Raw genomic sequence first — 23,633 nt, forward strand, 5'->3', positions numbered from 1 at the left:
GCACCCGCTTCGACTCACGGCGTGGATGGCCGGTCCGTGTCGTACAAGCGGTCCGGGATAAACAGCGCGGTCACGCCGCTCAGGAAGAACACCGCGCCGACCACGAGGAAACCCATACCGATGGAAAACTGCGTGGCCAGAAAACCAATGACGATAGGCGCCGCGCCCGAGCAGAAGCGCCCCAGGTTATAGGAGCCGCCCACCGCAGTGCCGCGGATGGAAGTGGCGAAACTCTCGGACATGAACGTGCCGATCGTGCCCAGTGGTACGCCGTACAGGAACCCGAAGAAAAGCTTGAGAACGGCAATGTTCTCCCGCGTATGCCAGAAGATGATCACCGGCAGAAAGAGCGCGGCGCCCACGCAGCCGAGTACATACACGCCGCGCCGGCTCCAGCGGTCGCCTAGCCAGCCGGCGAAGATCTTGCCGATGAACGCGACGACGTAAGTCCCGATCATGTACCCGGCCAGTGAGCTGAACTTGATATGCAGTTCTTTTTCGAGGTACGTCGGCAGCCAGTTATTCAAGCCGTAGAACCCGGAAAGAATGAAAACCGAGGCCAGCGTCCACAGGATAAACGGGGTTCGCGTCTGTCGATTGCTGAAAATCACGTGGTAGCGGCTGTCGCGCCAGCGGCGCTGGCTCGTGCGCTCGATGGCCTGGCTCGCCCTCCAGCTAGCCGGCTCGGGCACCGCGAACTTGATCGCCAACGCAAACACCACGGGTATGGCCGACACGTAGTACAGCGTGCGCCACCCGTAGTGCGGCAAAATCCAGCTGCTCAGCGCAATGATCACGATATAACCGGCCGAAATGCCGGCCTGCAAAGCTCCCAGAATCAGCGAGCGCCGTTCCGTGGGCACGTATTCGGCAACGAGCGTCGTGACCAACACCGTGGAGCCGATGCCCAACGAACCGATAAAGCGGACGACCGCGAACTCCACGAAGCTGTACGTGAGTCCAAGCAGCCCCGCGCCGACCGAAAAGAGCGCCAACGCCCAGACCACCACCCTCACCCGCCCGATGCGACCGCTCGCCCAGCCGCCGAGAATCCCGCCGACTGCCATGCCCAGCAACATCAGGCTGTCGTCAATGCGATAAAAGCGCGTGATGGCGAGACAGCGGCCCGTTGCATGCGCGAGCATCTGCTGAGCGTTCAAGGTCGGGCATCGGGTAAGGAATGACTTGCGGCGCAGGCGATGTATGCGAGCAAAGTGCTCGACCGTAACGAACACACCGAGCCGCACGAAACGCTTGAGTCCATCCGCAATTTGACCTAGAAATGAGGATGCGCAAATTGCCCGTTATTCGTATTGAGTTAAACGAGTCATTCTCCTGCCACTTGCCGACGGTACGCTGGATGCAATACAGCGTGCACGAGACCGGCTCGAAATAGCTTTTACCCATCACGCATTTCAGGAAACAAGCTCAGCCGACGATTCATATCAATCATCGCTACGCTCAGGAGAGCATCAGTCATGGTCGCAAGAAAACGAATTCATGCTGCGCTCCTCGCCGCGACGATCGCCGCGATTGCGCCGGCCAGTCAGGCGCAAAACACCACCGACTGGCTGGCGAACACGTATGGCACTCTCGCCGCCCACGTCGGTAACGCCGCGCGCTCCATGTGGGTCGCGCCCGAAGGCGTCCTCTATACGGCCTCCATGTGGGACGAGTACGAGGGCGGCGTCGCGATCTATCAGAACCACCGCAGCGCTGGCTCCATCGGCGCTCATGGCGAATTTCAGGGGAGCGCCATCACCGGTAATGCCAAGTCGATTTTCGTGGCGCTCCAGTACAGCGCGTCGTACGGAAGCGGCGCGGTGGGACGATACAACCGCGCTACTGGCGCTCGCGATCTTTTCATCCAGGTTACTGCATCGAAGAATCAGCCGCGGGTCGACGTCATCACCGGACTTGCCACGGCGGGCTCGCTCCTCTATACGAGCGACATCGACGGCAATCGCGTGCGTATCTACACCACCGACGGTGTCTGGCAGCGCGACATCAACGTCCCGGGCCCCGGCGCGCTCGCCGTGGATGGCGCGGGCAACGTCTGGATCGCGCAGAAAAGTGCGGGCACGATCGTCGAGTTCAGTTCAGCCGGGGCACTGCTGAATACCATCCAGATGCCCGCCGGATCGCAGCCGTCGGCGCTCTATTTCGATGCGTCGTCGGGACAGCTCATGGTGGGCGACGAGGGGCCCGACATGAACATCAAGCGCTACACGCTCTCGGGTACGCCGACGCTGGCCGGCACGTTCGGCGTTCAGGGCGGGTATCTCGATACCACGACGGGCATCAAAGGCCAGGTCGGCGCGAAGCGCTTCACTCGCATCGCCGGCATCGGCAAGGACACCGCGGGCAGCCTCTATGTGCTCAACAACCCGTGGGGCGGCAGCTGGGACCTCGGCCGCAATGGCGGCACCGACATTCATGCGTATAGCAGCGCCGGCAATCTGCAGTGGACGCTGCGGTCCCTCAACCTCGAAGGCGACGCCGTACCCGACCCGCTCACGGACGGCACCATGTTCTATGGCGGCACCAACATCTACAGCGGCAGCGCCGGCGGCGCCTTCGTCGCGAACACCGTCGATCCGTTCGCCTATCCGTCGGACCCGCGCATCGACATCAACGATACTTCACGCGACGAGCACTTCGCTCACCTTGCCACGGTCGGCGCCAACCGGATCCTCGTGGCGTCCGGCCAGAATCCCGACGTCTACTACTTCTTCCACTTCAATGCCGCGAACGGCTATATCGCCATACCGGACGCCACGCTTCCGGGTGCGGCGTTCAAAACCAGCGCCCTGGTCAGGGACGGGTTCTGCATCGACAGCAAGGGCGGCGTGTGGGCCGGTCTGGACAAGACAGGCTATATCTATCACTACCCGCTGACCGGCTTCGACGCCAGCGGCAAACCATCGTGGGGACCCGGAATCCCCATCCGCATTCCCGCGAGCATCCAGCCGCTGACGCGCATTCTCTACCTCGCGGACAGCGACACGATGATCCTCGGACAGGGCGTTGTCGGGAGTACGGACTGGACGGGGATCGGCACGCGGATCGAGGTGTATCACGGCTGGAGCGCGGGCAATACCACCACACCCAATCCGGTGATCAATCTCACCCACGCCGGCGCCAAGTCGATCGACGCGGCCGGCCGCTATCTTTTCGTCGGCTACTGGTTCGGCAGCGGGCCCGCTTTGCCGGACATCGACGCCTTCAATCTCGCTACAGGCAACCTCGACGCAACGCTCGTGAACACCAGCCCCCGTACCGTGGACGCCAGCAGCGCGATCGATGCGATGTACAGCGTCAAGGCCTACCTTCGATCGACCGGCGAGTACGTGGTCACGAAGAACAACGTCAAGGGCTCCAGCATCGCCGTTTATCGCTGGACGCCGTGATCGGATGCGAAGACGTCGATTTTCACGGCTGTGAACTTGTCTACCGCGATATTTTTTCGAGCTCGATACCCTTCGTGCGCGGTCCCATCAATCCGATCGCCAGCATGACGATCAGCATCGCTCCAGCGATAAAGACGAAAACCCCGGTGGTACCGAACTGCTTCAACACAGCGGCAATCAGAAATGCCGTGAAGATCGCCGAAAAACGGCTCCACGAATAAACGAATCCCACCGCGCGCGCCCGAATGCTGGTTGGAAAAAGCTCAGTCTGATACGCATGGTAGCTGTATGAAATGATGTTGCCCGCAAGCGTCAGACACACACCGAGACTGACCAGCAACACGGCGCCCGCAGCCTGGCTGAACCACAGGCCGCAGACGATGTTCACCCCCGCCATCACCACGATCACGGTCTTGCGCTCGAAGCGGTCGCCGATGAAAAGTCCGATGAGCGGACCGACGGGCGCAGCCAAAGCGATCACGCTCGAATACATCAGGCTCGTGGTGATCGTAATGCCCTGTTTGATCAGCAGCGTGGGCACCCAGTTCGCAAAGCCGTAGAAGCCCACGGTCTGGAAGATATTGAAGATCGTCATCATCAGCGTGCGGCTGCGATACGGCGGCACCCACATATCGCGGAAGCTGCCGCGTGGCGCGACCGGCACCGGCGGCGCGGGCGGCGGCAACTCGCGGCCGTATTCGCGGCGCACTTTCGCTTCGAGGGCCGTCATCACGCGGTCGGCTTCGGCAAGGCGTCCTTGCTGTGCGAGCCAGCGCGGGCTTTCCGGCAACGCGCGACGAATCCACCACACGAACAGCGCGCCATGCGCGCCGATCAGCACGACCCAGCGCCAGCCGTCGAGACCAAGCAATGTGCGCGGCACCAGCAGATACGACAGGAACGCCACAACCGGCACAGCCGTAAAACCGACCGCCTGCTCGCACGCGAACGCGCGGCCGCGAATCTGCTTGGGCACGAGTTCGGAGATGTACGTGCCGATCGTCACCAGTTCGACGCCGATGCCGACCCCTGCCACGAAGCGCCAAAAGTTCAAGCCGGTCGCCGTTTCCTGAAACGCCATCACCACATTGGCCGCCGTGTACCACAGCAGCGAATACGCGAACACGGCGCGGCGTCCGAAGCGATCCGCCAGAAAGCCGCACGCGATCGTGCCGATAAAAAGGCCGCTAAACAACGCCGCGATGAAACTCGCGACACCGGTCGAGCCGAACAGGCCGTGCGTGGTCGCGCTCAGCACACCGCTTTTGACGAGGCCTGGCGCGACATACCCGGAGTACAGCAGATCGTAGAGTTCGAAGAAGAAGCCGAGGCTCAGCAACACCACCAGCTTCCAGACGGAGCGCGTGGCGGGCAGCCGGTCGAGGCGCGCGGAAATGCTGCCGGCGTCGAGCGGCGCGGCCGCGGCGGCGCGCTTGGCCGTGTTATCGGAATGCGCCGCGTCGCCGCTTTTCTTCGCGACAGAGCCGACGTGATCGGGGGATGCCATGTTGTATGTCTCCTGGTGATACTCGCGAAACGATAGGGTTCGCTGGACCGGTCTCGCCGGCCTCTTGTACTTTCGCGCGTCACGCGCACCACGATGCCGGGCCCAAGGTCCGGCCAGCATTCTAGCCGCGTGCGCGCTTCAATTGTTCGAAGGTGGTGATTTTTCCGGCCAGCGCGCTCGCCGCCACCGTGTACGGACTCGCGAGCCACACATTGCCCGGCCCCGAACGGCCCGGGAAATTGCGGTTGATCGCGCTGATCGTCACTTCGTTCGCCTCGGCCGATTGGCCCGGCCCGCAATTCGCGCACGACCCGCACCCCGGCATGACGAGCGTCACGCCCGCGCGCTCGAAGACCGGCAAATAACCGCGCTCCTCGCAATACGCGCGCACTGCCATGGTGCCGAACTGCAAGTAGAGACGCGTCCCCTCGGGCACGCCAAGACCGTGCTCGACACCCCAATGCAGCACCTCGTGATAGAAATCGAAGTCTTCGCGCTTGCCCGCCGTGCACGAGCCACCGTAAGCGATATCGATGGCGACGTCCTGTTCCAGTTGCGGCGCCGGCACGCCGTTGCCGGGGTCGCCGGGACGCGCGAGCATCGGTTCGATCGCGCCTGCGTCGATACGGATGGTGTCGCGATAGGTGGCGCCCGCATCGCTTTTCATCCAGTTTTCAAGGGTGAAATCGACGCCGCGCCGCTCTTTGAGAAACGCCATCGTGCGTTCGTCCGGTTCCACGATGCCGGTAAAGCCGCCCAGTTCCGCGACCATGTTGGTCAAGGTCGCGCGCTCGTCGATCGACATCGCGCGCACGGCTGCACCGCCATATTCGAACACGAGGCCGATCGCGTCACCCGAGCGGATCGCATCCATTTGCAGCAGATGCAGCACCACGTCCTTCGCGGTCACTCCATCGCGCAAGTGGCCGCTGATTTCAATGCGCAAAGTCTCCGGCACTTTGCAGCGCACATAGCCCGTCACCCAGCTATTGGCGATTTCCGTTGCGCCCGCACCGAACGCGAGGCAGCCGAGCGCACCCGAATGCGGCGTGTGTGAATCGGTGCCGCACGCCACTTGCCCCGGCAATGCGTATTGCTCGGCCATCAAGGCATGACAGATCCCTTCGGAGCCCGGCATGCTGTCGAGCGCGCCATGCGAGCGCGCCGGATAGTCACGCGAGAAAGACGTATGCCCTTCCATCAGATTGGCGACGCCCGGCAGCAGACCGTCGCGCACGTGCGGAATGCTCTGCGATGCGAGCACCAGATGATCCTGGAACGCGATGATGTGATCCGGCGCATGCAGCGGCGCCGGCTTGCCGAACGCGCGATGCATCAGATGCGCGCACATGCCGGTGAAGTAGTCGTGGCTGAAGCGCCAGTCCGCGGCGATGAACACGCCATCGCCGCGTCGCGCACCCACGCTGGCCGGGTGCAGATGGCGCTCGATGATCTTCTCGACCAGCGTCTTCGGCTTCTCAGCCTGCAGCGCGTCAGCGTCAGCGCTATCGCCCGGGCGCGGCGCGGGCCAGTCGGCGAACTTGCTGTATGCGAGCAGGCCGCCGCTGCGAATGATCTGCTGCGTGAGCGCGTCGCGTCCGTTCAGGAATTCGTCGATCGGCACCGCTTCACCCGCGCTCAAACGATCGAGCACGGCAAAGTCAGTGGTGGTGAGAATGCCGATGTTGTCGCAGTTCTGCTGATAGATCCGCTCGAAGCTTTCCGCGACGATCAACCGGATGCCGGCCGAGAGTTCCGCCAACGGACTCGATTCGCGCGACGATCCCTTGCCGTAGCGCTTGCCCGCCACCGTCACCTGGAAGCCGCCATTCTTCACCGCATCGCGGCCGATCGGCATGCGCTCGCCGGCCTTGAAGCCGACGTACGGATATTGGCCGAGGCGCTCGTCGTAGGTGAGCATGACGGTGACCGGCGTGATCTCGTCGGTGGAGACGTTGTCGCGCAGCGGACCGGCCGTGGCGCGCGTGAAGTTCTCGCCGGCGAGTTGCGCCTCGATCACCGCGGGGTCCTGGGACAGGTACAGCACGCGGCCGTCCAGACGAATCGTGTCGCTCATGGGCATTCTCCTTGCGCCCACTATACGGCGCGCATGAGCAATGCCGAAGTGCCGGTGCGGCAACGCAGACCTCTCGTTTGGCGATGATGGGCGCGATCGTACTCGACACGGTTGTCCGGGCATCGGCGCGTCGCCGCCGGCGCAGACACGCCTGTACCGATTCGCCCGCCGTGGCTCGCGTCAACCGCCCTTGCCGAGAAACCCGACCAGCGCCGCCGCGCTCGCGCTCAACTGATCGCGTGACTTGAAGATCATGATGAGGTGGCGCACCGCCCAGGCATCGCTCAAAGACAGTAGGCTCACGTCGAGTGCATTCAGATAGAGCAGCCCGACCTGTTCAGGCACGACCGCGATGCCGAGCCCGGCATGCACCATCCGGCAGAGCGCGTCGAGACTGCTGACGCGAATCTTCACATCGAGTTGCCGCCCCGCGCCGGCTGCCTGCTGCGTGAGCAGTTGCGTCAGCGCGCTCTCGCTGCGCAGCCCGACGAAGCTGTCATCGAGCAGGTCGTCGAAGCTCACCCGCAACGCGCCGGCGAGCCGATGGCCGCCCGGCACCAGCACCGCCAGCCGATCCTGCCGGTACGGCACCTGCTCGAACGCCTCACTGCCCGCCACCGAATTGCAGATGCCGAAGTCCGCCGCGTGCTCACCGACAATCCGCAGCACGTCGGCGCTATTTTCCTCCTCCAGTTCGATCGACACCTCCGGGAACGCGCGCCCGAACGCGGCCACATCTTCCGGCAAAAACTGCACGATGGAGGACAGATTCGCCACCACCCGCACGCGCCCTTTCGCGCCCGACGAGAAACGCGACAGCTCCGCGCTCATCTGCTCGATATTGCCGATGATCGCCAGCGCGTAGCGCAGCACGGTCTCGCCGACCGGCGTCACGGTGATGCCTCGCGACTGCCGCTGGATCACCGGCAAGCCGATCACCGCCTCGATCTCGGCGATGCGCCGGCTCACCGCGGACGATGCGATGAACTCGCGGTCCGCCGCGCGCGCGATATTGCGCTCCTGGCAGACGGCGACGAACAGGCGCAGCGAGGTGAGGTCCAGTTTCTTGAGAAGGTTTTCCATTGTTGATGCTTCATACACGGTGAGGCTGAAGAACCCAACAGCAAACCCGGCATCGGCATGAAGGGACCGGTAAAAAAGATGGGCCAGTGTAACGCCCTTCTCCAGACCAGAATGCCTGCCATTCGCGCACGTGGCTTTCGATTCGCTTCATTGCTGCCTACGCTACGAAAACGCCGCGCCGGGGACCATCTCCAAGGTGTCGTTCCTCAGCAATCAGGTGACGATCGAGTACTACAACGCGGAAGGTCCCGGCACGTTCACGCGCTGATGCCGCCGCGTTCATCGCAGGATGTCGGTCGCCTTGTGCCGCTCGTCCACGCCGTCGATCAGGATCACCGGCCCGCGCGCATGCCGCGTGCGCAGCGGCCGGATGCGCCGATACGCGTCCGACGCGTACCAGGCGCGCGCGGCGGCAAGATCGGGGAACGCGATCGCGATCAGATCGCCGCGCCATTCGCCTTCGAGTATCTCGGGGCGTGCGCCATGCACGATGAAATGGCCGCCGAACGGCGCGAGCGTGGCGTCGATGCACTTGAGGTATTCGACGATCTCGTTGCCCAGTTCGACGTCGTGCAGATGGGCAATCGCGTAGGCGGTCATGGCGTGGCTCCTGGTCATGAGTGGATGCGGATCGAAAACTTGCATGCCGCTCATGGTCGACCCGGGCATGACGCGTGTCGATTACCTGTGAGGTAAAAGAACTCGCCGCTCTGCACGTGCGGCGAGCACGCCGCGCGGCGAGGCGGCTGCACATCGCCTCCAGTTCGGCCATCACCTCAAACATCTCGATCAGTCTTTGCAGGTTGATCTTCGCGACCACGGCGCCATGCCGCGGCCGCATCTCCACCATGCCGGCCGCGGCTAGTCGGAGCAGCGCTTCGCGCACGGGCCCGCTCTGATCGCCCGCCGCTCGGGTCACGCCCGCGACGACGTCGCTTTTTCACATCAGCCCTGATACGCCTGGCGCCCTCGCTGCCGCGTCGTCTCACGCCTAGAATGCCTTTGATCTAAAACGGATTTTTTGAAAAAATCGCGGCATTTCATCGCTCCGCGAAACAAGCTATTGTAAAAAAGCTAAAAGACTTTGGAACCGGTTCCATTTATCATCCCGCCGGCAATCCGATGAATGCCGGAACGCAATCGCGCGCTCCAATCTGGTGACTAGAACAATATGCCCTCATCCCCTATCAACTCTCGCCGTGGCTTTTTACGTACGGCTATCGCTCTGGTCCCGGCCGGAACGCTCGCCGGCTGCGAGGTCAAGCAAGCCACGACGGCCTCCGTGCCGGGTTCGGGCGAAAGCGCGAACGCGGGCCGCGCGTCCGGAGCGGACTACAAACCGCATTTCTTCGACACGAAGGAATGGGCGTTCATCCACGCCGCGGTCGACCGTCTGATTCCGTCGGACAGCGAAGGTCCCGGCGCAGTCGAAGCCGGCGTGCCCGAATTCATCGACCGGCAGATGGATACGCCGTACGCACATGGCGCGCTCTGGTACATGCAGGGGCCGTTCACGCAGGGCGCGCCCGAACTCGGCTACCAGTTGAAGCTCGTGCCGCGCGATCTGTACCGCCTCGGCATCGCGGCGGTCAACGCCTACTGCACGAAGACTTACGCGCATCCGTTCGACGCCCTCGACGCCGCCACGCGCGACACCGTGCTCGGCGCGCTCGAGAAAGACAAGGTCGATCTGGAGAACGTGCCGGCCGGGGTGTTCTTCGGACAACTGCTGCAAAACACGCGCGAAGGCTACTTCTGCGATCCGATCCACGGCGGCAACCGCGACATGGGCGGCTGGAAGATGATCGGCTTCCCCGGCGCGCGCGCCGATTTCATGGACTTCGTCAATCAGAACGGCGCGGCTTATCCGTATGCCCCCGTGTCGATCGAAGGAAAGCGCACCTGATGTCTACTCAAAACAAACCGCACGTCGACGCGGTGATCGTCGGCTTCGGCTGGACCGGTGCGATTCTCGCGAAGGAACTGACCGAAGCCGGCCTGAAAGTCGTCGCGCTGGAACGCGGCGAATATCGCGACACCTATCCGGACGGCGCGTATCCGAACACCATCGATGAACTGACCTACAACGTCCGCAAGAAGCTCTTTCTCGATCTTTCGAAGACCACGGTCTCGATCCGTCATGCGCCGAGCGATACCGCTCTGCCGTATCGCCAGTTGGCTGCGTTCCTGCCGGGCGAAGGCGTCGGCGGCGCGGGCCTGCACTGGTCGGGCGTGCATTTCCGCATCACGCCGGAAGAACTGCGCCTGAGAAGCCACTACGAGGAACGCTACGGCAAGCGCTTCATTCCCGAAGGCATGACGATCCAGGATTACGGCGTCAGCTACGACGAACTCGAACCGCATTTCGACTTCGCGGAGAAAGTGTTCGGCACCTCGGGCCAGGCGTACAAGGTCAACGGCAAGGTAGTCGGCGACGGCAACATTTACGAAGCGCCGCGTAGCGACAACTTTCCGCTCGCCGCGCAACTGAACACCTATTCGGCGGAGCGCTTCGGCAAGGCCGCGCGCGAACTCGGGCTAAATCCGTACCGTTTGCCGTCGGCGAATACATCGGGGCCGTACACCAACCCGTACGGCGTGCAGATGGGTCCGTGCAATTTCTGCGGATTCTGCAGCGGATACGCGTGCTACATGTATTCGAAGGCCTCGCCGAATCTCAACATTCTGCCCGCCCTGAAGCCGTTGCCGAACTTCGAATTGCGCTCGCGCTGCCACGTGCTGCGCGTCGAACTCGACGACACGAAAAAGCGCGCCAAGGGCGTGACGTATGTCGATCCGGCGGGCAATGAAGTGTTCCAGCCGGCGGATCTCGTGATCGTCGCGGCGTTCCAGTATCACAACGTTCATCTGCTTCTGCTGTCGGGCATCGGCAAGCCGTATGACCCGATCTCGGGCGAAGGCGTGGTCGGCCGCAATTTTGCGTACCAGAACCTTTCGACCATCACCGCGTTCTTCGATAAAGACACCTTCACCAATCCGTTCATCGGCGCGGGCGGCAACGGCGTCGCGGTGGACGACTTCAATGCTGACAACTTCGATCACGGTCCGCTCGGTTTCGTCGGCGGCTCGCCGTTGTGGGTCAATCAGGCCGGCACCAAGCCGGTCAGCGGCATCGCCACGCCGGCCGGCACGCCGAACTGGGGCGCCGACTGGAAGAAGTCGGTGAAAGACCACTACGCGCACACCATTTCGATGGATGCGCACGGCAGCAACATGTCGTACCGCGACGTGTTCCTCGACCTCGATCCGACCTATCGCGATTCGTACGGCCAGCCGCTGTTGCGCATGACCTTCGACTGGAAGGACAACGACATCAAGATGGCGCGCTACGTGACCGGCCAGATGCACAAGATCGCGCAGCAGATGGGCCCGAAGTCGATAAACGTCTACACACGCGAATTCGGCGCGCACTTCGACTCGCGCCGCTATCAGACCACTCACCTGGTGGGCGGCGCGGTGATGGGCACCGATCCGAAGACAAGCGTGCTGAACCGCTACCTGCAAAGCTGGGACGTGCACAACGTGTTCGTGATGGGCGCCTCGGCGTTTCCGCAGGGCATCGGCTACAACCCGACCGGCCTCGTCGCGGCGCTGGCTTACTGGTCGGCGCGGGCGATCCGCACGCAGTATCTGAAGAACCCCGGGCCGCTGGTGAGCGTATGACGAAGAAGATCCATAACAAACGCCTCGCGCGGGCGCTCAAACGCGTGGGCGCGGCGGCTGTGCTGGGCATGAGCACGCTTGCCGCACACGCGGCAGCGCCACAAAGCCAGAACGACGCAGCGCTGATCGCGCACGGCGAATATCTCGCGCGGGCCGGCGATTGCATCGCGTGTCATTCGGCACCTTCGGGCAAGCCATTCGCCGCGGGCTGAAATTCGACACGCCGATCGGCGCGATCTACTCGACCAATATCACGCCGGAGCGCAACACCGGCATTGGCGCGTGGACCTTCGCGCAGTTCGATCGCGCGGTGCGCGCCGGCGTGAAGCCAAACGGCGACACGCTGTATCCGGCCATGCCGTTCCCGTCGTATGCACGCCTGAGCCAGGACGACATGCACGCGCTGTATGCGTACTTCACGCAAGGCGTCGCGCCGGTGAACCAGAAGAACAAACCGGTCGACATCGTCTGGCCGCTGTCGATGCGCTGGCCGCTCGGCATCTGGCGTCACCTGTTCGCGCCCGAGCCGGTTTCGTTCGACGCTAAGCGTTACGCCGATCCCGTGATCGCGCGCGGCGCCTACCTCGTGCAAGGGCTCGGCCACTGCGGCGCGTGCCACACACCGCGCGCGGCGACGATGCAGGAGCGCGCGCTGAGCGACCTCGACGGCCCGGCGTTTCTCGCGGGCGGCGCGGCGATCGACGGCTGGATTCCGTCGAGCTTGCGCGGCAATCCGCGCACCGGCATCGGCGCGTGGAGCGAAGCCGATCTCGTGCAATTCCTGAAGACCGGACGCACGCAGCACAGCGCGGCCTTCGGCGGCATGACGGACGTCGTGCAGCACAGCATGCAGCACATGAGCGACGCCGATCTCACCGCGATTGCGCGTTATCTGAAGACGCTGCCATCGACCGATCCGCAGGAAACGCCGTACGCATACGACGACACTGCCGCGCGCGCGCTGCGCATGGGCGACGCAACCGCGCCGGGCGCGGCCGTCTATCGCGACAACTGCACGGCCTGCCACCGCAGCGACGGTCGCGGCTACAACCGCGTGTTTCCGGCGCTGGGCGGCAATCCGGTCGTGCAGGGCAAGGACGCCACCTCGCTGATTCACGTGCTGCTCACCGGCAGCACGCTGGAAGGCACGAAGACCGCACCCTCCTCGTTCACGATGCCGGCCTTCGGCTGGCGTCTGAACGATCAGGAAGTCGCGGATGTGACCAACTTCGTGCGCAACAGTTGGGGCAACCGCGGTTCAACGGTCAGCGCGACGGATGTCGCCCACGTCCGCGAGACCGTCACGGTGCGCGCGCCCGACATGCCGCCAGGCGCCGCCCTGGCTCACTGATCGCATGCGGCCTTGCGTGACGCGTCCCGCGCGAGGGACGCGTCACAGATATGGCAAGCGCCGCTGCGCATACCCGCTTCATGCAGTCCGCTCCATCATCCGTGAGCGGGCTTTCGCGTGCGCGGAAAAAAGAAAGATCGCCATTCAGGCGACTTGAGATAGAAGTTCCAACCAGGCTATGACTACGATGAAGAACCAATGGATTGCCGCACCCCTCCTGATGACGTTCGCGGGCATTGCGTCCGCGCAGAGTTCCGTCGTGCTGTACGGCATCGTCGATGCGGGCATTTCGTATCGCAGCAACGAGCGCACCGGCACGGCCGGCAACTATAGCGGCCACTCGAACATCGCCGTGACGAGCGGCAATCTCTCCGGCAGCCGCTGGGGCATCAAGGGTCAGGAGGACCTGGGCGGCGGCTGGAACGCGTTGTTCCAGCTCGAGGACGGCTTCGACATCACGAACGGCAAGACCGGCCAGAACGGCGGCCTGTTCGGGCGTCAAGCGTACGTGGGCATCGGCAGCAAGCAGTTCGGCACGATTACGCTGGGGCGCCAGTACACCTCGCTGAACGACTTCGTTTCGCCGGTGGCCCCGGTGGCGATGGTCGGCGGCTACGGCGCGCATCCGGGCGATATCGACGATCTGGATCAGACCGCGCGCGTCAACAACTCGATCAAGTACACGAGCTCGAACTATGCCGGCTTCACGTTCGGCGCGCTGTACGGTTTCGGCGGCCAGCCCGGCAGCCTGAAGCAGCAGAACACCTGGAGCGTCGGCGCCGCCTACGGCAACGGCCCGCTGCACGTGGGCGTCGGCTACGAACGCTCCGACAACAGCAAGACCGGCACGCAGGACACGACCTACGGCAAATGGAGCGGCACGGACGACGGCCTGTTCAATTCATCGATCAACGAAGGCTACGCCAGCGCGCAATCGCAACAGATCATCGCGACGGGCGCGACGTACGACTTCGGGCCGGCGATCGTCGGTGTGAATTACAGCAACGTGCAGTATCGCTCCGGTGCGGACTCGCTGTTCAAGGGTCACGCGACGTTCAACATCGCCGGCGCGTTCGGACAATGGACGATCCGTCCCGCCGTGCAACTGTTCGCGGGCTACAGCTACACGCGTGGCGGCGAAGTGGATGGCGTGGATGAGCGCGCGCAATATCACAACGTGACGCTCGGCGCGCAGTATGCGCTGTCCAAGCGTTCGACTGTGTATCTGATGGGTGGTTACCAGCACGCGTCAGGCGGCACGCTGGATGCGCTCGGCCATCCGGTCGCGGCGACTGCATCGGTTAGCGACAAGGGCAACGGGCACTCATCAGCGACGCAATCGCAGGCGATTGTCAGCATCGGCGTGCGGCATAAGTTTTAAAGCTTCGACGCGGCGCTGTGGTTCAACGGCGGCTGCTGTAGCGGCAGCTTGCCGATTGATCTAGCGCTGCGGCTGCGCCGCCGCGTCGAGCATCTCCCGATGACGCGCTTCGGTTTCGTCGTCGGCGGGGAACATGCATTCGAGGCGCAACTCCTGCGCCGCGATCGTCTGCGGCGTGCCCACGGTCGCGACCATCGAGAAATACTTCATGACGTGGCCGTTCTTGACGAAACCGATCGGGATCACCGGCATGGCCGCCGCCGACGCGGTTTCGGCCGCCGACTCGGGATGCCCCGGCTCCCTGTTCTTTTCCGCATCCGGGTAGGCGCGCAACGCGTCGAGCAACTCGCGCGTCCGATCGTCGATCACACGCCCCACCGACTCGCGGTAGACGCGCTGAATCAAACTATCCGCCACGGTCTGCCAGTCGGCCACGAACGGACGCATACCTTCCGGATCGAACACCAGATGCAGCATGTTGCGCGGCCCCTTGCGCGCCGCCATGTCGATAAAGCAATTGAAAAAACGTGGAGCCGCATCGTTTGTCATCAGCACATTCCAGTAGCGGTCCATGACGAGCGCTGGAAACGGTTCATGCTGACGCAGCATGAGTCCGAGCGCATTCGTGACGCTGTGCATCTCTTGCGCATTCCATGCGGCGTCGGCATACATGGGCGCGTACCCTGCTGCCAGCAGCAGCGTGTTGCGTTCGCGCAGCGGGATGTCGAGCGCCTGCGCGATATCCATCAGCATCTGACGGCTGGGCACGCTGCGTCCGCTTTCGATGAAGCTGATATGACGCTGCGAGATGCCGGCATTGAACGACAGGTCCAACTGGCTGATCCCGCGCACGTCTCGCCAGTGACGCAACAAGACGCCGAGATCGTTCGGCGGCGCTTTTTTGACTGGGTTCGCAGGATTCATCGTGTGTTCCTGTCCGCAAGATGTTACCGGTAAGAGGTTCAGCTAACCTCGTCGGTCAGGATACTCGCTAGCGGTGAGTGCGCTTTCCCTCACGGGAATCAAGCCGTCCAGGCGTGAACCTGAAACTGCGCTTCCAAGGGCGGTTGCGTGATGCTGCCCACGTAGTTCGTGATCGTCGAGGCTGCTGCCACCGCGAGTACTTCGAGCACCTGATCGCGACGGAAACCGGCTTCGAGAAATGCGCTCACGTCGCGCTCGTCGAGATGGCCGCGTTTCAGGATCGCATTTTTCGTCAACGTGGCAAGCGCGGCATGCTTGGGGTCAGCAGGCGTGCGGCCTGCGCGAAGCGCTTCGACATCGGCGGGCGTGAGTCCCTCGTTCAGCGCTAATGCCGTGTGAAACGCGACTGCCCAGGTGCATGCGTTGGTGACGGCGTTCGTCAGCAACAGCGTCTGGATCTGCGCTTCGGTGAACGTGCCTGAATGGACTTTCTGAAAAAGATTGATGAACGCACCGATCAGCACGGGCGACTCGGCCATGGCTCCCGCGATGTTGGGGATGAAGCCAAAGGTCTGCTTGAGTTGTTGCAATACCGGTTTGGATTGCTCCGGCGCGGAGTCGATGGTGTGAACCTGAAACGTCGACATGATGTGTCCTTGATAGTGAACGCGGTTCGGGGTGAACCGCGCGACCACCGAAGATTAGGCTTGGGGGTGAGGGTCGGCAATTACCTTGGATGTAATAGAAACGGCGAATGGGGCCACGATGTCTACTAGCGACTGGGGCACTCGACGCCTACATTGAGGCGTGAAACTTCTGTTTATCCGCCACTGAAATTTGGGAAATTTCACACACCATGATTTCGCCAGATTGGTGCAAACTTGATTATGTGCATCCCTATATACACGAACAAAAACACATGAGAGACGTCTTAACCGAACCCGGGGAATTTGAGGTGCCGTCCGCTATTCGTTGCAACTCAACCGAGGGCGACGCAGCACCCGTCGCCACGTCCGCTTCCCCAGACTCCTACCAGTCTGTTTTCAACCTACTACGCGCCGCTTTGATGGAATGCGCTCCGCCTGCGGTCACAAAAGCGGTCGTCGTCCATCGCCGCTTTACGCAAGCATGCGTTGCCGCACATGAGGATCTGGATGCGTTTCTGTCCAAAGATCCGGCTCAACGCGGTTCAGCGGTGATCACGCTGACTGGCTCCACGTCATACAAAGCGATCCTGCATTACCGGCTTGCCCACGCGTTGATTGCCATAGGCAATGCTGGTGAGTTTGCATTTAACGAACTCGAAGCCTATGCCGCCCTCGTTTCAAGTCGCGGCAAACTGCTGTCCGGCGCGGAGATACATCCTCGATGCGAAATCGGCAGGCGATTTGTTCTGGATCATGGCTGGGGATCGGTCATCGGCGAGACGAGCGTGATTGGTCACGATTGCTACATGCTCGGAGGTGTGACCTTAGGCGCCGCGGGTATTGCAAACAACCCGTCAGCCAGGCGTCACCCCAGTTTGGGGGATCGCGTACAGATCGGCGCGTTCGCCCGTATCTTCGGCAACATTCAAATCGGCAACAATGTATTCATCGGCACGCATTGCTGTATCACACAAGATATCCCTTCAGATTCCATTGTTACGCTTCGGTCGGAGACGCAAGTTGTACGTGGCGGTAACGCCGCCAAATGCGTTTAACCGGATTGCATAGTCGAGGTCACCCAATTAATGCTCTCATTCCCCAGACATACGGTCAGACTCTATTATTCGGATAACTTGCTATATAAAACGCGGTCCGTTGTTTCAAAGATCGGTAGCGACTATGTCGAACTGAACGCAACTGTTGCTTATCCCGAGGGAGGTGGCCAAGAATCCGACACAGGTACGCTGGCGCTGCCGGACGGCAATGTAATCCGATTCATTCACGTGCGTAAAATGTACGGCCGACGCGCCAATATTCCTGGCTTTCCGGACATTCAGCTAGGCGGGATTATCGAACATGTGATTCACCCCGAAGACATTCAATATCTCGCCGCGCTGCAAGTAGATGACGAAGTGCAGATCAGTATCGACACGATGCGTAGGGCTCAATTGTCCTTGAGCCACACTGCGTCGCATCTGCTATATCTGGGTGTCGGCAAGATCAGACCTGACGCCATTGCATGGACACTGGGATGCCACATCCGGACAGATGGCGCTCGCTTCGATTTCGGCGTCGGTAGCCGCTTTACGCCTGACGAAGTCCTGGCCATCGAGCAGATCGCGAACGACTTCGTGGCTCGCGGCAGCGCGGTTACAACGCGCGCCCATCCGGACCATATCGAAGCCCGCTATTGGCAATGCGAGGACAATCTCATACCTTGCGGGGGCACCCACATCGGCAACACCGCACCCATCGGGCGGATAAGCGTCCGCCGCAAGAGCATGGGGTCGGGTAAGGAACGTCTGTCGTGTCAATTCGACAACGCGCGCTTCGATACGGCTTCTTTCCACGCTGCTGACGGCGTAGCGCTTCGCGGGGAGTAGTGTCATGAATGGAATTCGCGTCACCTCACATGCGAACCGTGGCGGGCTAAAAAAGCTGCCGCCCACGACTTATCTTCTCACGCTATGCCAGGCCATCAATCTGACTGCAGCCGTGGTCTCTGTCACCATCGCGGCACTCGTCGGTAGTAAGCTCGCGCCCAGTCACGCGTGGGCGACGGTGCCATACGGTTGCCAGTTTGCAGTGGTTGCTATCGCCACGTACCCGGCCGCAAGTTTCATGCGCCGTCATGGCCGCAAAAAAGGGTTTCAGCTCGGCGCCATGTTTCTGATTGCCGCAGGCTGCATTGGCTATAACGCAACGACACAGAGTAGCTTTGCGCAACTGATCGTGGCGCATGGAATGCTCGGCTTGTATGTCGCTTTTGCGAACTTCTACCGCTTTGCCGCGGTTGATGGACTCGCGGCGGAGGTGCGTCCGAAGGGTTTGTCGCTAGTCGTGGCAGGCGGTATCGTTGCGGCAATTAGCGGCCCCCTTCTGTCGATGGGCCTGAAAGATGTGGATGGCTTTGCGACATTCTCGCTGTGTTATGCGTCATTTGTGCTGCTCGGGCTCGCCACCATCGCGCTGATCGCAATCTGGCGTCCGATTGAATCTCCGGCAACGGTTCAGCGCTCAGTCGAAGCCCGCAACATCGCCGCGACCGCGCCAATTACGGTTGCAATAGTCGCGTCCGCGCTAAGCTACCTCATCATGAATATGCTGATGGTTCAGGCGTCGCTTGTCATGGAATCGATGTGCGTGTCGTTCCATGCGAGTTCACTTGCAATTCAAGGGCATGTCATAGCCATGTTTGCTCCATCCCTCGTGACCGGGGCCATTCTCATCCGCGCAGGCCACCGCAACTCGCTTCTCGCCGGTTATGCATTACTAGCCTGCGCAGCTGCTTTGGGAGTCTGGGGCTCAAATCTTTGGGCATTGATCGCAGGTTTGATCATGCTCGGCGTGGGTTGGAATTTCGGCTACGTGGGCGGCGGCGCTTTGTTGGCTTGCGTGTTGACCGACAGCAATCGTCATCGGATGCAGGGCATCAACGACTCCGTCATCGCGATCTGTGCAACCGTTGGCGCTTTTTTTCCTGCCGTATTACAGGCCTTCATTGGCTGGAAAAATACGAACCTGCTGTGCCTCACTCTTTGCGCGATTGCGGCCTGCCTCACATGGATGTGCATGCGCAAAGCCGGCGCGCCGACTGCAGAGGCGCTTCCGTCATGACGCTCAATCTCATTGACAGGCGCCCTTTCGCTAGCGTCGCTACCGGACGAGGCGATGTCACAGCCACGCCGCTTCGCGAGGTTAGGCCCGGACTTCTTCTCAAGTTTGAATGCGATAATCCCGGCGGCAGCCACAAAGTGCGGGCTGCACGCTTCATCGTTCGGAGCGCGATCGCGAGCGGCGAAATCGTTCCTGGCCGAACCACCATAATCGAAAAGACCGGTGGCAACTTTGGCTTTGGACTTACCCTCGCCTGCCAGGCACACGCCATACCCGTCGAGCTTGCCGTTGGATTGGGATTCAGCGCCGTCAAACGACGCTGCCTCGAATTGTTCGGCGCCCGGCTTATCGGCTTGGACATGCTCGAACGTGGTGCGACTCCGCGCGAGGTCGTGCAATGGCACTTGGAGCATGCGGCGGAACATGGCCGCAGTTACTTCTACACCGATCAATTTCGCAACGCCGCGAGCGTCGCCGCTCACGAATTGGAAACCGGGCCGGAAATCGCCGCGCAACTCAAGGCGTGGCCGGAGGTCAGAGAAGTGACCTTTGTTTCGTGTGCTGGCACGGGCGCCAGCCTCGTCGGCATTGCAAAGGCGTTGAAACTGGCGGGTTATAGCGTCACCGTTGTCCTCGTCGAACCGCAGGGATGCGACTCGCGAAATGGCGTTTTCTTGGATCACAAGCTCGAGGGCATGTCGGTGGGCGTCGTACCGCCTTTTATCGAGTGGAACCTGATCAGTGAAATCAGAACAGTGACGTACGATGAAGTCTTGAACACGCGCAGAACCTTTGCACGCGATTCTGGGTTCCTGGTGGGCAACACTGCTGCCGCGTGCCTCACCGTGGCGAACAGTCTGGCCGCCGGCGCAACCGCTGAGCACAAGATCCTGTCAATCCTGTACGACCACGGCCTGTGGTACCTCCGGTAGACATTCGATGCGACTAGCGGCCACTAAGCTCGCTCGACACACGCAAAAAAACCGGGCCATCACGACCGGCTTTTTCCCCGCCAAGAAACACAACCCAATCAGGAGCGTTGAATAATCCGCATCTCCACCGCCGTTGAATCGACACCTGCACGCCTTTCGCGGCCAGCGCCGAACCGAGTCCTCGCCGTGACGGCAGAAGTATGGCCTACGCCACGCAGCATAGGGCTCAACGCGTTATATAAAGCCTAGCCGTGACACAGTCAGCGGCAATTACCCGACAATAGAAGCTGAGACAACCTTGCCGAACCCGTCGCTCTTCTCATCGTCCGGAGACCACGCCATGAACAAACGCCAGTTCCTGACCAGCGCCGCGCTGCTGGGCGTGACAGCTGCGCCTGCACTGGGCAGCCAGCGCGTCCGGAAAGAAGCCTGCCCGGCATCGCCCGTCGTTCTGACGATCACCGGCGCGATCAAGCGCCACAATCGCGGCGCGCTCGATCCCGCTTTCGACCAGTTGCTCGCCAAGCATCAGGTGAAGTTCTCCGAAGCGTACGCCGTCGATTTCGCTTCGCTCGCCGGCATGCCAGCGGTGACGATCAAGCCCACCACCGAATACGATGCCCATCAGCACGCCTTGAGCGGCCCGCTGCTCACGCATGTGCTCGAGCACGTGGGCGCGCCCAGCGCGGGCAGCACGCAAATCGTCATGCACGCGGTGGACGGCTATGCAGTCGCGACGACACTCGATAAAATGCGCGCCTATCAATTCATCGTGGCGACACAAATGGACGGCAAGCCACTGCCGCTTGGCGGAGTCGGTCCGCTGTGGGCCACCTACGACGCGGATAATATCCCTGAGTTGTCGAGCAAGCCGCTCAAGGACCGTTTCGAACTGTCGCCTTGGGGCTTGTATCATCTGCAGGTAACCGAGGCTTAAAGGCTAAGGCGTGCCACCGACCTTGGCTTAACGCTCCCCAGCGATGGCAAACCCGGCACACGCGCAGCCTCAAAACAAATGATGAATCCCCCCAAGAACAACAGTCTGCCGCCCACCTGACGCAGCCCCAATACCAAGCGTATTCGCCACCGCGCCGCCGCCTGCGGTCTCGAACATCAGATCGGCGTAGAGCTGCGTCGCCTTCGACAACGAATACACATTCGCCACCGTGAACTGCGTCCAGCGACGCCCATCAAGCGTCGCGGTCCATGCGCCCGCCGCGACTTCCTCGGCGGGCGTCAAACGCAGATTGGCGCCGCCGTCGAAGCTGCGAAAGTGCTCGCTGCCGCCGTTCCAGGCGATCCGCACATCGGTGGCAAGCGCATGCAGCGTCACCCGCTCGAACCGGTACGATCCGCCGATGCCCATATCGCGCACCTGTTTTGCGTTGAAGGTCGCGCCGGGTGCGAGCGTCTGCCCTTCGAACGAAGTCAACCCGAGTCCGTTCGACAGCGGCAGCAAACGGTCGCGATACTCGGAATACGCCGCCACCAGTTTAAGCGGACCATTCGTATAGTTGGCGCCGAAGCTGACGGTCCGCCCGTTGGTGTTGCTGGCTGCCGCGCCGGGAAACCCATAGAGCGCGCCGAGCGTCAGGCCGCCATAGCTGGCGCTTTTCCATTTCACCGTGCTCGACAACTGCACGGGCAAGGTGCTGCCGAGACCATCCAGATTGCCGGGGTGAAAAGCGGAAAAGTCGCCGAGTAGTTGTCCGGTCGAGACCGACCCGAGCCAGTCGAAATTCCAGTCGGTCTGACGGCCGAGCGTCACCGTACCGAAGCGCGGATCGGATAGTCCCACGTATGCCTGGCGATTGAAGAACGTCGTGCTGCTCGCGGAGGCGCCGGTCGTCGTGACGAAACCGTTCTCGAGTCTGAACACGACCGAACGGCCCGCGCCGATATCCTCCACACCCTGAAAGCCGAAGCGATCGGCCTGCAGGGTGCCCTGCTCCGCGATATAAGCCGATGAGCCGTGCAGATTGCTCACATAACCGAGACCGGCGTCGAGACTGCCATACAGCGTGACACTGCTCTGCGCGAAAGCCGTCGAGGAAACAACGAGCGCAGCCGAGCCCGCGACGAGCGTCGCGAGGCAAGCGATTTTGATTTTCATGGCGTGTGGTGAAACGTTGGAAGGAAAACTGCGTAGGGCGTGGAAAGCCGAAATCAGATGGTCTGCACTTTCTCCGCCGGTGCGAGACGCCATGCGACGAACACCAGATTGACGACGATCGCCGTGAGCGTGCCCGCGGCCATGCCGTTGCCCAGCACGATCTGTAACGAGGCGGGAAAAGCCGCGTAGACATTGGGGACCAGCACCGGTATCAGTCCCATGACGAGCGCCGCGGCAAGCGTGTACTGATTGCCCCGCACGTGGAGGTCGACTTTGCCGAGCAGATTGATGCCCATCACGCCGATCATCGCGAACACGATCAGCGCCGTGCCGCCGACCACCGGCGCGGGAATCGCGTACGCAAAGCGTCCGAGCGGCACGAACAGCGCAATGAGCATCAGCATGGCACCGGCCGTCGCGGTGACGTAGCGCGAACGCACGCCCGTGGTTTGCACGACGCCGATATTTTCCGCGCTGGTGATGATGAGCGAAGTGCCGAGCAGCGCGCCGATCAATGACGCCAGCGCATCGCCGCGAATCGTGCGCGGCACGTCGCGGCGCATGTCGATCTTCCTGCCCGTGATCTCGCCGACGGCCACCGTCTGCCCCGTCGCTTCAGCCATCGAGATCACACTGAAGATCAGCATGGGCAGAGCGGCCAGCACATCGAAGCGCGGCATGCCGAACGGCAGCAGCGTCGGCAGCGTGAGGAGCGGCCCGCTCCACAGCCCATTGGCCGGCATCAAGCCCATCGCCCAGGCGGCAAAGGTGCCGGCGGCAAGACCTAGCAGCACGGCCAGCCGGCCCACCGTGCCCTTGAAGAGTCGCGCCACGACGAGTGTGGCCACGATCGTGAGCAGCGCAAGTCCCAGCGACTGGGGCCGCGCGAAGCCCGGCGTACCGGGCTGTCCGACCACGATGCCCGCATATATTTTGATCAGGCTCACCGACACGAGCACCAGCATCGTGCCTACCACCACGCGGGGAAAGAACCGCAGGCAGCGCGCGAATACCGGCAGCACGATCCAGTAGAACAGACTGGTGAGAATCGCGGCGCCGGCCGCCGTGCGCAAATCCGTTTGAGTCGCGATGACCGCGAATAGCATCGCGGGCGCGCCGCCCGGCACCATCACGAACGGCAGCCGCGCGCCGATCGATCCCGCACCGAGCGATTGCAGCAGCGTGCCCGCGCCGCACACGAAGAAGGTCGCGCCGATCAGATGCACGGTTATGTCCGATGGCAGCGACAACATGCGCGACACCAGAAACACCGCAGTGACCGGCGAGGCGGCCATCGACAGCACATGTTGCAGGCCGAACAGCACGAGTTGCCACGCGGGCAGGCGCGCGTCGACGCTATGAATGGCGGGTTCTGGATTCACGTTGCCCTCGGGGTTTGAAGTGCAA

General features: G+C 62.2%; 18 protein-coding genes and 3 pseudogenes. 11 read left to right on the plus strand and 10 right to left on the minus strand.

Features of this window, described 5'->3' with window-relative positions:
* Positions 1-14 precede the first annotated feature (14 nt).
* Positions 15-1,112 carry an MFS transporter gene (locus tag B0G71_RS26700; protein ID WP_258875782.1) on the minus strand — a complete coding sequence of 366 codons (1,098 nt, stop codon included), beginning with the start codon at positions 1,110-1,112 and terminating at the stop codon, positions 15-17.
* On the opposite strand from B0G71_RS26700, the pseudogene B0G71_RS26705 reads away from it, so the two are divergent.
* Positions 1,092-1,184: pseudogene (locus B0G71_RS26705) on the plus strand (FadR family transcriptional regulator); the annotation flags it as partial. The gene B0G71_RS26700 and the pseudogene B0G71_RS26705 sit on opposite strands and share 21 nt — an antisense overlap.
* A 294-nt stretch (positions 1,185-1,478) precedes the next feature.
* Positions 1,479-3,410, plus strand: coding sequence for an SMP-30/gluconolactonase/LRE family protein (locus tag B0G71_RS26710; RefSeq protein WP_116145510.1), 1,932 nt, complete (start codon positions 1,479-1,481; stop codon positions 3,408-3,410).
* A 40-nt stretch (positions 3,411-3,450) separates the two neighbouring features.
* Here B0G71_RS26710 and B0G71_RS26715 read toward each other — a convergent pair whose 3' ends face one another.
* The 5 genes and pseudogenes from B0G71_RS26715 to B0G71_RS26735 all read right to left on the minus strand — a co-directional run.
* Positions 3,451-4,917, minus strand: a complete 1,467-nt coding sequence (locus tag B0G71_RS26715; protein WP_116145512.1) for an MFS transporter — start codon at positions 4,915-4,917, stop codon at positions 3,451-3,453.
* A 121-nt stretch (positions 4,918-5,038) separates the two neighbouring features.
* Positions 5,039-6,994 (minus strand): aconitase family protein, encoded by a 1,956-nt coding sequence (locus B0G71_RS26720; RefSeq protein WP_116145514.1) that lies wholly within the window; start codon positions 6,992-6,994, stop codon positions 5,039-5,041.
* 180 nt (positions 6,995-7,174) lie between these two features.
* Positions 7,175-8,077 (minus strand): LysR family transcriptional regulator, encoded by a 903-nt coding sequence (locus B0G71_RS26725; RefSeq protein ID WP_116145516.1) that lies wholly within the window; start codon positions 8,075-8,077, stop codon positions 7,175-7,177.
* A 279-nt stretch (positions 8,078-8,356) separates the two neighbouring features.
* A complete protein-coding gene (locus tag B0G71_RS26730) occupies positions 8,357-8,677 on the minus strand; it encodes a DUF1330 domain-containing protein (RefSeq protein WP_116145518.1) in 321 nt (106 codons plus the stop codon).
* Between the two features lie 127 nt (positions 8,678-8,804).
* A pseudogene (locus B0G71_RS26735) lies at positions 8,805-8,966 on the minus strand (GntR family transcriptional regulator); the annotation flags it as partial.
* 282 nt (positions 8,967-9,248) lie between these two features.
* Here B0G71_RS26735 and B0G71_RS26740 point away from each other — a divergent pair.
* The 4 genes and pseudogenes from B0G71_RS26740 (at position 9,249) to B0G71_RS26755 (ending at position 14,493) form a co-directional block, all read left to right on the plus strand.
* Entirely contained in the window at positions 9,249-9,983 is a 735-nt protein-coding gene (locus tag B0G71_RS26740; RefSeq protein WP_116145520.1) for a gluconate 2-dehydrogenase subunit 3 family protein, read from the plus strand.
* Complete coding sequence (locus tag B0G71_RS26745) at positions 9,983-11,761, plus strand: GMC family oxidoreductase (RefSeq protein WP_116145522.1); 1,779 nt, start codon at positions 9,983-9,985, stop codon at positions 11,759-11,761. Before B0G71_RS26740 ends, B0G71_RS26745 begins: the two co-directional genes overlap by 1 nt.
* A pseudogene (locus tag B0G71_RS26750) lies at positions 11,758-13,112 on the plus strand (c-type cytochrome). Before B0G71_RS26745 ends, B0G71_RS26750 begins: the two are co-directional and overlap by 4 nt.
* Before the next feature lie 187 nt (positions 13,113-13,299).
* Positions 13,300-14,493, plus strand: a complete 1,194-nt coding sequence (locus B0G71_RS26755) for a porin (RefSeq protein WP_116148911.1) — start codon at positions 13,300-13,302, stop codon at positions 14,491-14,493.
* Between the two features lie 60 nt (positions 14,494-14,553).
* Here B0G71_RS26755 and B0G71_RS26760 read toward each other — a convergent pair whose 3' ends face one another.
* Both B0G71_RS26760 and B0G71_RS26765 read right to left on the minus strand, forming a co-directional pair.
* Entirely contained in the window at positions 14,554-15,417 is an 864-nt protein-coding gene (locus B0G71_RS26760; RefSeq protein ID WP_116145524.1) for a helix-turn-helix domain-containing protein, read from the minus strand.
* 98 nt (positions 15,418-15,515) lie between these two features.
* A complete protein-coding gene (locus tag B0G71_RS26765) occupies positions 15,516-16,064 on the minus strand; it encodes a carboxymuconolactone decarboxylase family protein (RefSeq protein WP_116145526.1) in 549 nt (182 codons plus the stop codon).
* Between the two features lie 209 nt (positions 16,065-16,273).
* Between B0G71_RS26765 and B0G71_RS26770 the strand changes: the two genes are divergently transcribed.
* From B0G71_RS26770 to B0G71_RS26790, 5 genes are all read left to right on the plus strand, one after another.
* Positions 16,274-17,119 (plus strand): serine O-acetyltransferase, encoded by an 846-nt coding sequence (locus B0G71_RS26770; protein ID WP_258875667.1) that lies wholly within the window; start codon positions 16,274-16,276, stop codon positions 17,117-17,119.
* 78 nt (positions 17,120-17,197) lie between these two features.
* Positions 17,198-17,947: an alanyl-tRNA editing protein gene (locus tag B0G71_RS26775; protein ID WP_258875668.1), complete on the plus strand. Its 750-nt coding sequence runs from the start codon at positions 17,198-17,200 to the stop codon at positions 17,945-17,947.
* Positions 17,948-17,951: 4 nt separating this feature from the next.
* Positions 17,952-19,181 carry an MFS transporter gene (locus B0G71_RS26780; RefSeq protein ID WP_116145532.1) on the plus strand — a complete coding sequence of 410 codons (1,230 nt, stop codon included), beginning with the start codon at positions 17,952-17,954 and terminating at the stop codon, positions 19,179-19,181.
* Positions 19,178-20,113 carry a PLP-dependent cysteine synthase family protein gene (locus B0G71_RS26785; protein ID WP_116145534.1) on the plus strand — a complete coding sequence of 312 codons (936 nt, stop codon included), beginning with the start codon at positions 19,178-19,180 and terminating at the stop codon, positions 20,111-20,113. Before B0G71_RS26780 ends, B0G71_RS26785 begins: the two co-directional genes overlap by 4 nt.
* A gap of 340 nt (positions 20,114-20,453) precedes the next feature.
* Entirely contained in the window at positions 20,454-21,050 is a 597-nt protein-coding gene (locus tag B0G71_RS26790) for a molybdopterin-dependent oxidoreductase (RefSeq protein WP_116145536.1), read from the plus strand.
* A 69-nt stretch (positions 21,051-21,119) separates the two neighbouring features.
* Here B0G71_RS26790 and B0G71_RS26795 read toward each other — a convergent pair whose 3' ends face one another.
* Both B0G71_RS26795 and B0G71_RS26800 read right to left on the minus strand, forming a co-directional pair.
* A complete protein-coding gene (locus tag B0G71_RS26795; protein WP_116145538.1) occupies positions 21,120-22,226 on the minus strand; it encodes a porin in 1,107 nt (368 codons plus the stop codon).
* A gap of 53 nt (positions 22,227-22,279) precedes the next feature.
* A complete protein-coding gene (locus B0G71_RS26800) occupies positions 22,280-23,608 on the minus strand; it encodes a uracil-xanthine permease family protein (protein WP_181916832.1) in 1,329 nt (442 codons plus the stop codon).
* Positions 23,609-23,633 lie beyond the last annotated feature (25 nt).

Origin of the sequence: Paraburkholderia sp. BL27I4N3 (genome assembly GCF_003386115.1) — a bacterium.
GTDB lineage: Bacteria > Pseudomonadota > Gammaproteobacteria > Burkholderiales > Burkholderiaceae > Paraburkholderia.